At 62.0% G+C, this 13,000-nt stretch carries 18 protein-coding genes and 1 tRNA gene; 8 read left to right on the top strand and 11 right to left on the bottom strand.

All coding sequences use genetic code 11. From position 1 onward, the window contains the following. Positions 1 to 690 precede the first annotated feature (690 nt). The gene (locus AC3WLT_RS08905; RefSeq protein WP_492591523.1) at positions 691 to 1,251 is read left to right on the top strand and encodes a hypothetical protein; all 561 of its coding nucleotides are present in this window, start codon (positions 691 to 693) and stop codon (positions 1,249 to 1,251) included. On the opposite strand, the gene AC3WLT_RS08910 is transcribed toward AC3WLT_RS08905, so the two are convergent. After that, entirely contained in the window at positions 1,240 to 1,542 is a 303-nt protein-coding gene (locus AC3WLT_RS08910) for a DUF1488 family protein (RefSeq protein WP_492591524.1), read from the bottom strand. The genes AC3WLT_RS08905 and AC3WLT_RS08910 overlap by 12 nt on opposite strands. 35 nt (positions 1,543 to 1,577) lie before the next feature. Between AC3WLT_RS08910 and AC3WLT_RS08915 the strand changes: the two genes are divergently transcribed. From AC3WLT_RS08915 to AC3WLT_RS08930, 4 genes are read left to right on the top strand one after another with little or no spacing between them, the layout of a single operon-like run. After that, positions 1,578 to 2,060: a DUF1643 domain-containing protein gene (locus AC3WLT_RS08915; protein ID WP_492591525.1), complete on the top strand. Its 483-nt coding sequence runs from the start codon at positions 1,578 to 1,580 to the stop codon at positions 2,058 to 2,060. Next, positions 2,057 to 2,296, top strand: coding sequence for a DUF4224 domain-containing protein (locus AC3WLT_RS08920; protein WP_492591526.1), 240 nt, complete (start codon positions 2,057 to 2,059; stop codon positions 2,294 to 2,296). Before AC3WLT_RS08915 ends, AC3WLT_RS08920 begins: the two co-directional genes overlap by 4 nt. Further along, on the top strand, positions 2,293 to 2,925 hold the full coding sequence (locus AC3WLT_RS08925; RefSeq protein ID WP_492591527.1) for a hypothetical protein: 633 nt from the start codon (positions 2,293 to 2,295) through the stop codon (positions 2,923 to 2,925). Before AC3WLT_RS08920 ends, AC3WLT_RS08925 begins: the two co-directional genes overlap by 4 nt. 53 nt (positions 2,926 to 2,978) lie before the next feature. Next, positions 2,979 to 3,413 carry a site-specific integrase gene (locus AC3WLT_RS08930; RefSeq protein WP_492591528.1) on the top strand — a complete coding sequence of 145 codons (435 nt, stop codon included), beginning with the start codon at positions 2,979 to 2,981 and terminating at the stop codon, positions 3,411 to 3,413. 22 nt (positions 3,414 to 3,435) lie between these two features. Here the strand turns inward: AC3WLT_RS08930 and AC3WLT_RS08935 are convergent, their stop codons facing one another. The 3 genes from AC3WLT_RS08935 to dusA all read right to left on the bottom strand — a co-directional run bounded on the left by AC3WLT_RS08935 (position 3,436) and on the right by dusA (position 5,485). Then, positions 3,436 to 4,137 (bottom strand): hypothetical protein, encoded by a 702-nt coding sequence (locus AC3WLT_RS08935; RefSeq protein WP_492591529.1) that lies wholly within the window; start codon positions 4,135 to 4,137, stop codon positions 3,436 to 3,438. 182 nt (positions 4,138 to 4,319) lie between these two features. Beyond that, positions 4,320 to 4,395, bottom strand: a tRNA-His gene (locus AC3WLT_RS08940). Positions 4,396 to 4,483: 88 nt separating this feature from the next. Then, positions 4,484 to 5,485 carry a tRNA dihydrouridine(20/20a) synthase DusA gene (gene dusA / locus AC3WLT_RS08945; protein ID WP_492591530.1) on the bottom strand — a complete coding sequence of 334 codons (1,002 nt, stop codon included), beginning with the start codon at positions 5,483 to 5,485 and terminating at the stop codon, positions 4,484 to 4,486. A gap of 348 nt (positions 5,486 to 5,833) precedes the next feature. Here dusA and AC3WLT_RS08950 point away from each other — a divergent pair, with 348 nt between their 5' ends. Further along, a complete protein-coding gene (locus tag AC3WLT_RS08950) occupies positions 5,834 to 6,100 on the top strand; it encodes a hypothetical protein (protein ID WP_492591531.1) in 267 nt (88 codons plus the stop codon). A 219-nt stretch (positions 6,101 to 6,319) separates the two neighbouring features. On the opposite strand, the gene AC3WLT_RS08955 is transcribed toward AC3WLT_RS08950, so the two are convergent. Continuing rightward, on the bottom strand, positions 6,320 to 6,562 hold the full coding sequence (locus AC3WLT_RS08955) for a hypothetical protein (protein WP_492591532.1): 243 nt from the start codon (positions 6,560 to 6,562) through the stop codon (positions 6,320 to 6,322). Between the two features lie 101 nt (positions 6,563 to 6,663). Beyond that, positions 6,664 to 6,861 carry a hypothetical protein gene (locus tag AC3WLT_RS08960; RefSeq protein ID WP_492591533.1) on the bottom strand — a complete coding sequence of 66 codons (198 nt, stop codon included), beginning with the start codon at positions 6,859 to 6,861 and terminating at the stop codon, positions 6,664 to 6,666. A 242-nt stretch (positions 6,862 to 7,103) separates the two neighbouring features. On the opposite strand from AC3WLT_RS08960, the gene AC3WLT_RS08965 reads away from it, so the two are divergent. Beyond that, positions 7,104 to 7,370, top strand: coding sequence for a hypothetical protein (locus AC3WLT_RS08965; RefSeq protein ID WP_492591534.1), 267 nt, complete (start codon positions 7,104 to 7,106; stop codon positions 7,368 to 7,370). A 48-nt stretch (positions 7,371 to 7,418) separates the two neighbouring features. Here AC3WLT_RS08965 and AC3WLT_RS08970 read toward each other — a convergent pair whose 3' ends face one another. The 4 genes from AC3WLT_RS08970 to ssuD all read right to left on the bottom strand — a co-directional run bounded on the left by AC3WLT_RS08970 (position 7,419) and on the right by ssuD (position 10,735). Beyond that, positions 7,419 to 7,634 carry a TOBE domain-containing protein gene (locus AC3WLT_RS08970; RefSeq protein WP_007182147.1) on the bottom strand — a complete coding sequence of 72 codons (216 nt, stop codon included), beginning with the start codon at positions 7,632 to 7,634 and terminating at the stop codon, positions 7,419 to 7,421. Between the two features lie 47 nt (positions 7,635 to 7,681). Beyond that, positions 7,682 to 8,680, bottom strand: a complete 999-nt coding sequence (locus AC3WLT_RS08975) for an ATP-binding cassette domain-containing protein (protein ID WP_492591535.1) — start codon at positions 8,678 to 8,680, stop codon at positions 7,682 to 7,684. Next, a complete protein-coding gene (ssuC, locus tag AC3WLT_RS08980) occupies positions 8,677 to 9,507 on the bottom strand; it encodes an aliphatic sulfonate ABC transporter permease SsuC (protein ID WP_492591536.1) in 831 nt (276 codons plus the stop codon). Before ssuC ends, AC3WLT_RS08975 begins: the two co-directional genes overlap by 4 nt. 67 nt (positions 9,508 to 9,574) lie before the next feature. Next, positions 9,575 to 10,735, bottom strand: coding sequence for an FMNH2-dependent alkanesulfonate monooxygenase (gene ssuD / locus AC3WLT_RS08985; protein ID WP_492591537.1), 1,161 nt, complete (start codon positions 10,733 to 10,735; stop codon positions 9,575 to 9,577). Positions 10,736 to 11,342: 607 nt separating this feature from the next. Between ssuD and AC3WLT_RS08990 the strand changes: the two genes are divergently transcribed. Then, complete coding sequence (locus AC3WLT_RS08990) at positions 11,343 to 11,768, top strand: hypothetical protein (RefSeq protein ID WP_492591538.1); 426 nt, start codon at positions 11,343 to 11,345, stop codon at positions 11,766 to 11,768. A gap of 101 nt (positions 11,769 to 11,869) precedes the next feature. On the opposite strand, the gene AC3WLT_RS08995 is transcribed toward AC3WLT_RS08990, so the two are convergent. After that, positions 11,870 to 13,000, bottom strand: coding sequence for an enoyl-CoA hydratase/isomerase family protein (locus tag AC3WLT_RS08995; protein ID WP_492591539.1), 1,131 nt, complete (start codon positions 12,998 to 13,000; stop codon positions 11,870 to 11,872).

Here is a 13,000-nt window from a genome sequence, read left to right on the forward strand (position 1 = left end):
TGTTCGGCGAGCGGTTCACCGCCGCCATCAGCTGAGATTTTTAACCGACCTCAGCACACAAAATTCCTGACACCTCCGCGACGCTCGGATCACGCATCTTAAACAAACGTCTCTTTATCTCTCGGAGGATCTGTCTGATCTCAAACAATTGCGACAGTGCCTCATCCGACATTCCTTCGCTTTGAGTAAGAGCGGCAATTCGCACGAACAGGTCATCGGCAGTGACACCGAACTCAGCTTCGTCTACCTCTCTCTCGCGCGCGCGTTGATGTGACTGGATCTGTCAAAGTCAACCGAGAGGACGCCAACTGCCTCCGAACTCTCGAGTGCGATCACTCGCAACACGCTTGCTTGCGCGATAACACGCGCGCGGCTTTCGGCTCGCCTGATCTCGGCTTCTCGCTGAGCTTGACGCCACGGGAAGAGAAAAGCCGCACCAACACCCAAGCTACCACCAATAGCTTGCGCCCACGCTGCCCAGTCCGAACTCCCCCGCGGAGAATGCAAGATGAAAGCCGAGCCGAAAATGCCTACAAACAGGCCCCCCACAAACAGAGCCGCGCCAGTGAGATGTCTCATGCGTGAACTCCCAATTTTGTTTTCTGGCGCGATGGTACGCGCGCTGCTCGACGGCAGCAAGACGCAGCCGCGGCGCCTTATGACTCCGCAGCCGGTGCTGGCCGGGCCGCAATGGGCGTGGCGCGGGTATTCGTGGGCCGGCGAAAAAAACATCCCATCGATGTCTATACCGGTGGTGCTCTGCAACCCTGTCCCTATGGTGTTGTCGGCGACCGGCTATGGGTGCGCGAGAGCGGCATTATCATCAACATGCTCGCCGGTCCGCACCGTCTGTTCCGTCATGACGTTCCGACGACGCCGGAACACGGCGACTACTGGGTGGAAAGTACGCGCGCCCCGGGCGCAAGCTACAACGTCGCAGGTTGCTCGCGGGCCGCCGCTCTGCTTTCGTCCGGTGGCGCCAAGGTCTGCCCGTCAATCCACATGCCGCGCTGGGCCTGCCGCCTCGAGCTCGAAATCACCAACGTGAGAGTCGAGAGGCTGCAGGACATCAGCGACGCGGACTGCATCGCAGAAGGGATTGGACTGAATGCCAATGCTGAAGGCGTGCGGATGACGACACCGGTCGGCGAGACGATGCCGCGCGCAGCCTATCGAACGCTTTGGGATAGCCTCACGGCTATGGGTGGAATGCGAACCCTTGGGTGTGGGCGGTGGGTATCAAGAGGCTGACGTGATCTTAGCCATGCGACATTCCCCCTTCGGGAAGAATACTTCAGCCGGGATCAGGAGCGGATTGTCCTGGAGACCACCGCGTATTACCAGCGCAGCTTTCTTTGCAATCAGTGGCGAGTGCTCGTCGAATTCGCGAAGGAGATCGTCGCCGCTCGACGTCGATCGGCTGAGGTCGTTCAGCATCTCGCGGCTCACCATGCAGCGCCGCTCGATACCGTCGACTTCAATAACGAACAGCACGGCCTCATCGCCGTTGTGCAGCCTCTTGGCCTTAATCACGTTCGTCACGATCGCCTCCACGGTGAGTTTCGAGAAATCCTAGCATGAGCGCCGTTATCAGCCCGTGCGGCAACTACCGATACCTTCTAAAGCGATCAGCTGAGTCGATGGCGCCGATGAATTCGACGGCCTACTTCGTAATGCTGAACCCGAGCACCGCGGATGCGACGCTGGACGATCCAACCATCCGGCGCTGCCGTGGATTTGCGAAGCTTTGGGACTGCAACGGCGTGGCCGTCGCCAATCTTTACGCACTGCGCTCGACCGATCCGGGCGCGCTGTGGTCGCACCCTGACCCGGTTGGCCCCGACAACGACGCCTATCTGCGGGATTTCGCGAGCGAGTGCGGTGATGTGGTCTGCGCCTGGGGCGCAAACGCAAAACCCGAGCGTGCAGCGCAGGTTGCCCGAATCATGCTCAATGCCGGTGCGCGCCTGTGGTGTCTTGGCACAACGAAAGACGGTGCGCCAAGACACCCCCTGTACGTTCGCGGCGATCAGTCACTTATTGAATGGACGCCAATATGAGCCAATACCTCACCCGCGACGAACTATCCGAGCTGGTCGCGTGCCAGCCGCGCAGTCTCGCCTGCATGAAGCAATGGCTCCAACGTAACAAATGGCCGTTCGCCACTAACATCGCTGGCGTGCCGCTCGTCGCGAGAAACTATTTCGCCGCACGCATGAACGGGGCATCGTTCCGCATTGCCCCGATTGCGCCCGAAGAAGCACAGGAACCAAATTTCGCTGCATTAGAACTATGATCGGATGTCGCAAACGGCCGGACGGGTTGCCGTTCCGCCTCCACCCAAACTACGGCAAGCACAAGGTTAGCTTCGGCTATAAGCTGCTGAACGGAAAATGGGCTTTCCGCCTGTCCGCGCCGGCGCACAACAAGGAAGCGATCGCCGATATTCGCAAGCAGGCGATCGAGCGTGCCGAGGCACTGAATGGCGCCTCGATCGAGCCTGGCACGATCGAGGCGCTGATCGATCAGTATTTCGATTGGCAGGAAAACATGCAGCGCATCGACGAGCGGCGCAAAGCGCAGAGCACGATCGACGAGAACCGGGTTGAGGCGAAGCGCCTGAACAAGGTGTTTGGGAAGATGTCGCCCAAAGCGATCAAGCCGAAGCACGTCTATGGCTATCTCGACAAGCGCGCGCAGCTCGGTGCGCCGCTGAAGGCAAACAAGGAAATCGCGCTGCTGTCGGCCGTACTCGAGTACGGCCGACGCCGCGGTGAGATCGAGGTCAATCCGTGCCGCGGCATCGAGTACAACCCGATGCGGCCGCGTACACGTTACGTGCACCCGCACGAGATCGCGCTGGCCGTCGAGGTCGCCAGATCGCGCAAGCGCGTCGGCGGCAAGAACCCAGCTCGACGTATCTGATTCTGGCGCTGTGCGTCCAGACCGCTTATCTCACGGTCAGCCGCCCGACCGAGATGCGCGAGCTGCATCGTCAGTCGATCGGCGCCGATGGCATCACGGTGCCGATCGGCAAGCGCAAAGCCGGTGAACAGGCGCGCAACAAGCTGGTGCTGTGGTCGCCCGAGCTGCGCGCCGTGATCGACGAGGCGCTCGCGCTACAGCGTACGAGCAGCCTGTATGTGTTCGGCAATACGGCGGGGCAGGTGTACACGCGCAGCGGCTGGAATACCTGTTGGTCGCGGTTGATGGATTACTGCGAGAAAGAAGCGAAGGTACGGGGCGTTGCGTTCGAACGCTTCTCGCTGAGAGACATGCGGCCAGCTGCAGTGACCGACCGTAAGGAGGAAGGTGACGACCGGATCATAGATGCGACCGGCCACGCCGACGAACGCATGGTGAATCAGGTTTATGACCGCCGGCGCGCGCGGAAGGTGCGCGCGACCAGGTGAATTGACGGTTGCGCGACAAAGATCAACTCGCGCTGCCGGATGCGGCCTTGATCACGAGGCCAATAACATCAGGGCCGTACTCCTTGATCCACGACCAGATCCGGCTGCCCCTGACGGCTTGCTCCTTTTCCTCCTGAGATCCGTCCCCGACGCGCTTAACCGCGGCGATCGCGTCTTCGATTGCTTCAGGAGGTGTTCCCGCCGGCAGAGCGGCACGGAGTTCAACAACCGCCGCCGTGCGCTCTTCAATACCGTAGACATCACCCGTGATTTTCGCGTCGTCACGCTGTTCGATTTCCGATGTCGATCCTTGCGGAACAGAAACTCCGGCGATCTTGCCGTGGATACTCGAATTTCCCGATTGTGTGATTTTCATTTTTCCAAAGCCTGTCGTTGCGGCTGGCGAAGCCGCTTGTGGATCGCCTCGAAGAACGCCAACGCCAACGCCAACGCCTGCGGTTGCGGTTGGCGAAGCGGCTTCTGGATCGCCTTGAAGAACACCAAAGCTTTCTGCCTCGAGGATGACGTCGTGCAGCACCACCTCCACGTCAATGCCTTCACCGACGACGAAGGCATTGTCGAAACCAAGGAATTTGGTGCCTTCAAAGATCACCTGATTGGTCGGCCGGGCCTTCACCGCCTGAGCGGAGCCGCGATCCACCTGACCGATCGATTTTGACGGGTTGCCGAATCTGCGGTTCAGAAAATCGGCGGCCGTCTGCATGACGCCTCTGCGCCGCGCCTTTTTTGCTCGGACTCGTCCATCCAACATCCCCATAGCGCAAACGCAAAAAGGCCCGCTCGAGGCGGGCCTTCATTTCTAGTCATCGTCCAAAAATTGGAATTTCATCTTCCAAAACTTGTAACAAGCTAGTGACTACTATCGCGGAAACCCGCGTAATTCTTTGGGGTGGCTGATGGGACTCGAACCCACGACGACAGGAATCACAATCCTGGACTCTACCAACTGAGCTACAGCCACCACTGAAATCTGCTTGACTTGCCAGAGAAATCCAGCTCATCAATGAAGAACGAGATTATACGAACAAGAATCTCGTTTGCCTAGTCCTTTATTCAAAAATCTCAACGGGCTCGCGCAGATGCTGTCTTGCTTCGTCGAAGATGCTCAGATCGCGCGCCGCGAGACGCTTGCTATCGGACAACACACGACGCCATCCACGCGCGCCGGCCTCGCCCCGATACAGACCCAACGCATGGCGCGTGATCGCGCCGAGGTACGTGCCCCGCGCCATTTCCGCCGCGCAATATGCGATCAGCTTTGCTTCGACCTGCTCGCGCGTGAGCGGCGCATCCGTCGAACCATAGAAGCGCGCGTCCACCTCAGCCAGTACATAGGGGTTGTGGTATGCCTCGCGCCCGAGCATCACGCCATCGACGTGTTGAAGATGCGTCTCCACTTCATCGAGCGTCTTGATGCCGCCGTTGATGATGATCTCCAGATGCGGAAAGTCGCGCTTCAACTGATACGCGTACTCATACTTGAGCGGCGGAATCTCGCGGTTCTCTTTCGGGCTCAAGCCCTTGAGAATCGCATTGCGCGCGTGCACGACGAACACGTTGCAGCCGGCGTCCGCAATCGTGCCGACGAAATCGCGCACGAAGTCGTATTCCTCGACCGCATCGACACCGATCCGATGCTTGACCGTCACCGGTACCGACACTGCGTCGCGCATTGCCTTCACACAATCGGCGACGAGTTGCGGCTCGTTCATCAGACAAGCACCGAAAGCACCGCGTTGCACGCGTTCGGAAGGACAGCCGCAGTTCAGATTGATCTCGTCATAGCCCCACTGCTCGCCGAGTTTCGCCGAGCGCGCGAGGTCGTCGGGCTCGCTGCCGCCGAGCTGCAAGGCGACCGGCGCCTCTGCGGGCGTAAACGCCAGATGGCGCGGCACGTCGCCGTGCAATAGCGCGCCGGTGGTCACCATCTCCGTGTAGAGCCACGTATGGCGCGATATCACGCGATGCAACGAACGGCAATGGCGATCGGTCCAGTCCATCATGGGCGCCACCGAAACGCGACGCGGACTGGGAGTTTGAGCTGAAGACATGGGACGGCCGGACGGCGTAAATCAAAGCGCAATTTTACCGCAAGTGGACAAATGCCCCGCATGCGCGGGCGAAAGCATCGATCTTCATTCCAGGACCGCCCATAACCGCCCTGCCGAGCAGGTCTTTCGGACCAGAAAACGCCTGGTTGCCGGGGTCGGAACACGGCCCAGCCTTGTCTCATATACCTCTGACAGATTATTCCAGTATCGAGAATAGTAATTTCAGATTGTCGGTACAAATTTTCGATAGTAGGTGTATACACTGCCTTCCATCGACGTTGCAGACACACCTCATCGGCCCCTGCAACGCCTTCCAGAACCGAAGTCGAACGTTATTGGAGTCATACCATGAAGACCAAGCTTATCGCCGCCCTGCTGGTTGCTGCTTCCGCCTCGATCGCCGCACCCGCTTTTGCTAGCGGCTACGGCCCGGCACCGTCCTATCGTCCGTCGGTCGGCGCACCGGCTTCGCAACAAGGCCAGAACGCGCAAACCGTGGCCGCTGAACGCGCGCAAGCCGAATCGAACGCCTACGGCGGCGTGCAGAACGTGTCGTCGCAATCGGGCACGCGTGAACCGGTTTCGGGTCCGCAATCGGTTTTCTTCGGCCACTAAATCGTTGCCGTTGGACCTGCTGTTCGTCACGGACAGCAGACGAACTGGGCGCCGTGCATGAAGTATTCGATGCCGGCGCCCAGTCGCGTTTACGTTGCGTACGTTGCTTATGTGGCTTATGCAGCTTTTGCGCTCACCGCGCGCGCAGCCCAACGGCGCCTCCACTCAAGAGTCCATTGGCTCATTGACAGCCTACTCAGCAGCCCACCAAGCCGCCCGCTAAGCAACCAGCCCGCCGTCGATCGCTTCACGCGCCGCCCGAAACGCCGCCTCGGCCGCGGCATGCTCGGTAGGCCATAACGTATCGATATGCACGAGCCGCCAGTCGACCACCACGGCCTCGCCCCGCAACACGCGAAAATGTGCTTTGACGCCTGTGAGCACCTGTTCGACCGCGACCTCGATGTCGTAGTCCTGATAGCGCTCCTCGTAGTCGCCCATGTCGAGGCCTTTCGGCTTCATGTTCGCCTCCGTGGTGAAGTTCCAGCGCGCATGCGGCCATGCTCGATCAGCGGGCCGTCATACGGCTCGCGCATGCACCCCGCCCAGCACTCGCCGGACGATCAATCGCAATCGCCCGAAAGGTACTGCCGGCCGTTGCAGGTGATCTCGACATCACCGTCGCCGGCTTCGGCGACGAGGCCGCCTGCCAGCAACTCGGCCGCGACGGTCTGCGCAAGCTTCGGCACAGGCTGTCCGACGCCGACCTCGTTCAGACACCGCAATGCTTCGATCGCTTCAGGACTCAATGACTTCGACATGGCCGCCTCCGTCCGTAACGCTCAATTCATCCTAGCAAGTTTCCGGTGCTTGCGCAGGGCTGCGCCGAGGCAGCGCGGGCAAGCGCGAGGTATCGGAAATCGGAGCGCGCAGGCGAATTTTCCGCGCAACACCAGGTCTACCTTACGAGCGTCACAGCAACGAAGACGCGATAAAAATGCGACGAACACGCAAAGAGAAAAACGGTGAAACCGGCTAGGCGGACACCGCCAAGGAGGATCAAATGAGACGAAGCAGATTGGCCGCGCGATCAGCCAGCATCGCGCTCGCGGCATTCGGCGCGCTCGCCGCAGCCGCGCTCGCACAAACGACCAAACCGGCACCGCAGGATAGCGGCGCATCGATGGTGAAGCCGCCGAAGGCGGCGCCGGGCGCGGGCAGCTCGAGCAATCCGGACAATCCGGACAACATGCCGATCAAGCGCCCGCGCAAACCGACTAACGACAAAATGATGCACGAACCGCCCGCCAGCAGCGCCAACGCGAAATAGTGCCGGCATGCGCGGCGACGGTACCGGCAATACGGAACCTCGCGCGGCTTACAACCGCGCGATCGACACCTCCGTCGACTTGACCAGCGCGACCACTTCCGAGCCGACCTTCAGCTCGAGTTCGTCGACCGAGCGCGTGGTGATCACCGAGGTGACGATACCGAACGGCGTATCCACATCGACTTCGGATACCACCGGCCCGCGGATGATTTCCTTGACCTTGCCTTTGAACTGATTACGTACGTTGATAGCGGAAATGCTCATATTGAGTGACTCCAGAAAATCGATTAAAAACCGTCAGTCAACGGATGTCAGACGGCCCAGCGGACGTCTGTCGGCCGCGTGAGGCGGCCCTCGCCACGTGCGTCGTAAGCGCGATGAGACAGCGCGTCGTCGTTCGGCGCCGTCTTCAGTACGCGTTGCAACACATGCTCTTCCAGCGCGGCGAAACCGGCCGATGCGCGCGCCCGCGGCCGCGCGAGCGGCACCGGCTGATCGAGCGCGATACGTCCTTCTTCGATCAGCAGAATCCGGTCGCCCAAGGCCACCGCTTCATGCACGTCATGCGTCACCAGCAGCGCGGTGAATTGATGCTCGCGCCACAGCCGTTCGATCAGCGCGTGCATTTCGATGCGCGTCAACGCGTCGAGCGCGCCGAGCGGTTCGTCCAGCAGCAGCAATTGCGGCCGATGCACCAGCGCCCGCGCCAACGCGACGCGCTGCCGCTGACCGCCGGACAGCTGCGCGGGCCAGTCGTTGGCGCGCTCCAGCAAGCCGACCTCGGCGAGCACGGCGCGCGCATCGTCACGCGCGTTGCGGCCAAGGCCGAGCATCACGTTTTGCAGCACGCTCTTCCAGGGTAAGAGGCGCGCGTCCTGAAACATGATGCGGGTGTCGGGCGGCCGGCCGTCTTCGGCGCGCTTTTCGAGCACACCCGAGGTGGTTTTTTCCAGACCGGCGACGAGCCGCAGCAAGGTCGATTTCCCGCAGCCGCTGCGCCCGACGATCGCCACGAAACTGCCGCGCTCAATCGACAGATTGAAATCGGACAACACCGTGCGCCCGCCATACTGCTTGCCGACGCCGCGCAGCTCGACCGCATGATCGGCGGAACGGCGTGCATCGTTGCGCGCCGACGCGCCCGCCAACGGCAACACGCCCGGCCGGTCGACGTCGTGCACCAGACCCGCGCGATCGAGTCCGGACGCTTCGTCCGCGTCGCGATCCGTAATGCGCGGTTGCGCCAGTTCGGCTTCGAGATCACGTCCCGCGATGCCGCCGAACGACGCCGACAATGTCGTTGCGCTCATGCTTTCGCTCCTCTTTGATAGGCCGGATGCCAGCGCAGCGACACGCGCTCGAGGCTCTTCGCCAGCAAGTCGGCGAGCTTGCCGAGCGCCGCGTACAGCAGGATGCCGACCACCACCACATCGGTTTGCAGGAATTCGCGCGCGTTCATCGTCATGTAGCCGATGCCCGACTGCGCGGAAATGGTTTCGGCGACGATCAGCGTGACCCACATCAGCCCGAACGCGAAACGCACGCCGACCAGAATCGACGGCAACGCGCCCGGCAGGATCACATGCCGGTAGAGCGCGAAACCCTTCACGCCATAACTGCGCGCCATTTCGATCAGATTTGCGTCGACCGAGCGAATGCCGTGAAAAGTGTTCACATACACCGGGAAAAACACGCCCAGCGCGACGAGAAACACCTTCGCTTCTTCCTCGATACCGAACCACAGGATCACGAGCGGAATCATCGCCAGCGCGGGAATGTTGCGGATCATCTGCACGGTCGAATCGAGCACGACTTCAGCCGGCCTGAACAGGCCCGTAGCGAGACCGAGCACGAGGCCGATGCCGCCGCCGATCGCAAAGCCCGACACCGCGCGCCACGTGCTGACCTTCACGTCCGCCCACATTTCGCCGGACTGGATCAGCGACCACGCGGCCTTCACGACGGCAAGCGGTTCGGGTAAAACGCGCGTCGACAGAACGCCGCTGCGCGCGGCGACTTCCCACGCCAGCAGAATCGCGAGCGGTGCGAGCCACGGCGCGAGATGCGCGCCGACGCGGCGCAACACGTCAAGCGCCCCGCCTGCGCGTCGTTCCGCATTCACAGTGGATTGAGCCATGCTTGTTTTCCTCATTGCTTATCGATTGGCATCGCTGCCGCATCGCCGCCAGAGCCGGCGAACGCGCTCAGCTCGAACTCGCCGCCTTCGGCAGATAGTTGTTGCCGACGATCTCGCCGAACGGACCCGATAGCGGACCGCCGGCGACTTTGCTCCGACGGCCCGGCAGCAGCGGAAACACCAGCTCGGCAAAGCGATAGGACTCTTCGAGATGCGGATAGCCGGACAGAATGAACGTATCGATGCCAAGGTCGGCGTACTCCTTCATGCGCGCCGCAATCTGCTCCGGATTGCCCACCAGCGCCGTGCCCGCGCCGCCGCGCACGAGGCCCACGCCCGCCCACAGATTCGGGTACACCTCCAACTCCGCACGGCCGCCGCGCTTGCCGCCGTGCAGCGCGGCCATGCGGCGCTGTCCTTCGGAATCCATCTTCGAGAACGAAGCCTGCGCACGGGAAATGGTCTCGTCGTCGAGCTTGCTGATCAGCTTGTCGGCGGCGGCCCATGCTTCTTCTTCGGTTTCGCGCACGATCACGTGCAGGCGGATGCCGAACTTGATGGTGCGGCCATGCGCTTCGGCGCGGGCGCGAATGTCGGCGATCTTCTTCGCAACGGCTGCGGGCGGCTCGCCCCACGTCAGATACGTGTCGATGTGCTCGCCCGCCATGTCGTGCGCAGCCGGCGACGAACCGCCGAACCACAGCGGCGGATGCGGGTTCTGCACCGGCGGATATAGCGCCTTGCCGCCCTTCGAGGTCAGATGCTTGCCGGTGAAGTCGATCGAGTCGTTGGTGTGCGATGCATGGAGCAACTTGCGCCAGATGTGCAGGAACTCGTCGGTGATTTCATAGCGTGTGTCGTGGTCGACGAACACGCCGTCGCCTTCCAGTTCGGCCGCGTCGCCGCCGGTCACCACGTTGATCAGGAGACGCCCGTTCGACAGACGGTCGAAGGTGGCCGCCATGCGCGCCGCGAGACCCGGCGACGAAATGCCCGGGCGGATCGCCACCAGAAACTTCAGGCGTTGGGTCGCGGCGATCAGGCTCGACGCGACCACCCACGCGTCCTCGCACGAACGTCCGGTCGGCAGCAGCACGCCCTCGTAGCCGAGCGTATCGGCGGCGACGGCGATCTGCTGGAAGTAGTCGTAATCGGCTGCGCGTGCGCCTTGGGACGTACCGAGATAGCGGCTGTCGCCGTGAGTCGGAATGAACCAGAACACATTCATTTGCTGCTCCTGCTTGTTCGAAACTGGATGGAATGGAGAGGGCGTGTAACGACGGCGTGTAACGACGGCGCGTCGAGTGCCGGCGCACACGCTGGCCGCGCGCATTCAACCGGCGCGCGGCCGGACGATGCATCGCAAAAGGGGCGAAAAAACTCGGTTTAGTGCGCTTTAACGCTGTCTCGCAGTCTGGTTCCAGCAGCGCAACGGCCGGCGCGCGTGCGCCGCGGGGCGGGTGAAGATCGGCATCAGGCAGGACATCGCGACGGCTTCCCTCGACCAAACGTGCGCGTCATGCGCTCGATTAAATGGGCGACGGCGGCAAAGCCGTCTGCATGGAGAAGCAGTCTATGGATCGGGCCGCGGCTTTTGAACGATTTTTTTTAGCTTAAGTTTTCCACTTTCGTCATTAGCCCGACGTTAAAGCATACGGCTGGCGTACGTCGCGCACGCTGTTGCACTCGCCGTTGCACACGCTGTTGCACTCGCCGTTGCACACGCTGTTGCACTCGCGTGAAAAAGGGGTGGCCCTATATATAATGGCGCACGTTTCCAATAATCCGGTGCAGGCCGCGTGAACCGCGCCGCCTGAGCTCTCGCGGTGCAATGCATGCAAAAACTCATCCTTCCGTTCGTCGCCGGTTTTCTGGCTTCGCTGTACTTTCACGAATCCACCCTTGCGCTGCTGCACGCGGCCGGCCTGATCGACCCGACCGGTTTTTCGACCGCGCCGTTTTTGCCGCTCGGGCTGCCTGAATTCATTGCGAACGCGATCTGGAGCGCGTTCTGGGCGATCCTGATGGCGTGGCTGTTGCGTGTTGCGCCCGAACGGAGCGCGCCGTGGGTGCCCGCCTTCGTGTTCGGCGGCGTCGTATTGACGGCGGCGAGCGTGTTCGTGGTCGATCCGTTGCGCGGCATCTGGCCGAGCGGCAACATGCTGCCGCGGCTCGCGGTGGGTTTCGCGGCGAACGCAATGTGGGGCTGGGGCGCGCTGGTATTCATGCGCGCGTTCATGGCGAGCGAGGAAGAGAACTGAGAGAGAGAGAGCTGGGCGAGGGCTGGACGTCCTGAAGCCCGCCGGGAAGACTATGCCGGTGCAGGCACCGGCATAGTTTTTACTGCCGCATCGGCTTCCGCTTAGCCGTGCAGATCGCGCAGTGGATGTTCGCTTGCCGGCCACGGGCTTTCGAACATCCGCGCCACGTCGGCGGCGCTCACGTCTTCGATGCGCGCGAAACGCCAGCGCGGCGCATTGTCCTTATCGATGATGCGCGCGCGAATCCCTTCGATCACGTCGCCCTTCTCAAAGCACGTGCGCGTCAGGTCGAGATCGGTGCGCAACACGTCCGCCATCGAACCTTCGGCGCGCGTCACCACTTCCAGCGACACCGCCATCGACAACGGCGAACGCTCACGCAACACGCCGATGATCTGCTCGGCCCATTCGGCGGCATCGCCATCGTTCTCCTGCTCGAGCGACGCGAGTATCCGCGCGACATCGGGCAACGCGAAATGCCGGTCGATCAGCGTACGTGCAGCCGCAAGCGGCGACGCCTCGGGATCCGGCACGACCTGATGCGCGCCGGTCTCGCGCTCGATGCACGCCACCACGTCGGCACCGCGTTCGAACAATTCGCTGCGCAGCGTATCGACTAGCGCGGGCAGCGCCGCGTCGTCGATATAGACGTCGGCGAGACCTGCGTAGAGCGCGTCGGCCGCGCCGATCGTCTCGCCGGTGACCGTCAGATAGCGGCCGAGCGCGCCCGGCGTGCGCGACAGAAACCAGCTCGCGCCGACGTCGGGAAAGAGTCCAATGCGCGTCTCCGGCATCGCCATCTTCGCCGAGTTCGTGACCACACGCAGACCGCCGGTACGATGCGCGCCCTGCGAAATCCCCATGCCGCCGCCCATCACTACGCCGTTCATCAACGCGATATACGGCTTCGGATACGTAAAGATCGCGTGATTGAGCCGGTATTCCTCGATGAAAAACGTATCGCGCACGCCACGTTCGCCGCGCTGCGCCGATTCGTACAGAAAGCGGATATCGCCGCCCGCGCAGAAGGCGCGTGGATGCTGGCTGCGCACCACCACCGCGAGCACGTCGGGGTCTTCGCGCCATTGATCTAGCGCCGCATGCATCGCGCGAATCATGCCGGTCGACAGCGCGTTGAGCGCCTTCGGGCGCTCCAGTTCGATGAAACCGATGCGATTGGCTACGTAAGTCGCGACTTCGTCGCTGAGGGCGGGCGAGGCGGAAATGGACAT

It is taken from the genome of Paraburkholderia sp. FW306-2-2C-D06C (assembly GCF_058781505.1).

What these genes read in the sequence shown, in the direction of transcription:
- AC3WLT_RS08930 (WP_492591528.1), top strand. Translation starts at nt 2,979, where the DNA reads ATGCGCGAGCTGCATCGTCAGTCGATCGGCGCCGATGGCATCACGGTG.
- AC3WLT_RS08965 (WP_492591534.1), top strand. Translation starts at nt 7,104, where the DNA reads ATGAGACGAAGCAGATTGGCCGCGCGATCAGCCAGCATCGCGCTCGCG.
- AC3WLT_RS08915 (WP_492591525.1), top strand. Translation starts at nt 1,578, where the DNA reads ATGAGCGCCGTTATCAGCCCGTGCGGCAACTACCGATACCTTCTAAAG.
- ssuD (WP_492591537.1), bottom strand. Translation starts at nt 10,735, where the DNA reads ATGAATGTGTTCTGGTTCATTCCGACTCACGGCGACAGCCGCTATCTC.
- AC3WLT_RS08995 (WP_492591539.1), bottom strand. Translation starts at nt 13,000, where the DNA reads ATGTCCATTTCCGCCTCGCCCGCCCTCAGCGACGAAGTCGCGACTTAC.
- AC3WLT_RS08935 (WP_492591529.1), bottom strand. Translation starts at nt 4,137, where the DNA reads ATGCAGACGGCCGCCGATTTTCTGAACCGCAGATTCGGCAACCCGTCA.
- AC3WLT_RS08920 (WP_492591526.1), top strand. Translation starts at nt 2,057, where the DNA reads ATGAGCCAATACCTCACCCGCGACGAACTATCCGAGCTGGTCGCGTGC.
- AC3WLT_RS08975 (WP_492591535.1), bottom strand. Translation starts at nt 8,680, where the DNA reads ATGAGCGCAACGACATTGTCGGCGTCGTTCGGCGGCATCGCGGGACGT.
- AC3WLT_RS08905 (WP_492591523.1), top strand. Translation starts at nt 691, where the DNA reads ATGGGCGTGGCGCGGGTATTCGTGGGCCGGCGAAAAAAACATCCCATC.
- AC3WLT_RS08970 (WP_007182147.1), bottom strand. Translation starts at nt 7,634, where the DNA reads ATGAGCATTTCCGCTATCAACGTACGTAATCAGTTCAAAGGCAAGGTC.
- dusA (WP_492591530.1), bottom strand. Translation starts at nt 5,485, where the DNA reads ATGTCTTCAGCTCAAACTCCCAGTCCGCGTCGCGTTTCGGTGGCGCCC.
- AC3WLT_RS08950 (WP_492591531.1), top strand. Translation starts at nt 5,834, where the DNA reads ATGAAGACCAAGCTTATCGCCGCCCTGCTGGTTGCTGCTTCCGCCTCG.
- AC3WLT_RS08960 (WP_492591533.1), bottom strand. Translation starts at nt 6,861, where the DNA reads ATGTCGAAGTCATTGAGTCCTGAAGCGATCGAAGCATTGCGGTGTCTG.
- AC3WLT_RS08990 (WP_492591538.1), top strand. Translation starts at nt 11,343, where the DNA reads ATGCAAAAACTCATCCTTCCGTTCGTCGCCGGTTTTCTGGCTTCGCTG.
- AC3WLT_RS08925 (WP_492591527.1), top strand. Translation starts at nt 2,293, where the DNA reads ATGATCGGATGTCGCAAACGGCCGGACGGGTTGCCGTTCCGCCTCCAC.
- ssuC (WP_492591536.1), bottom strand. Translation starts at nt 9,507, where the DNA reads ATGGCTCAATCCACTGTGAATGCGGAACGACGCGCAGGCGGGGCGCTT.
- AC3WLT_RS08955 (WP_492591532.1), bottom strand. Translation starts at nt 6,562, where the DNA reads ATGAAGCCGAAAGGCCTCGACATGGGCGACTACGAGGAGCGCTATCAG.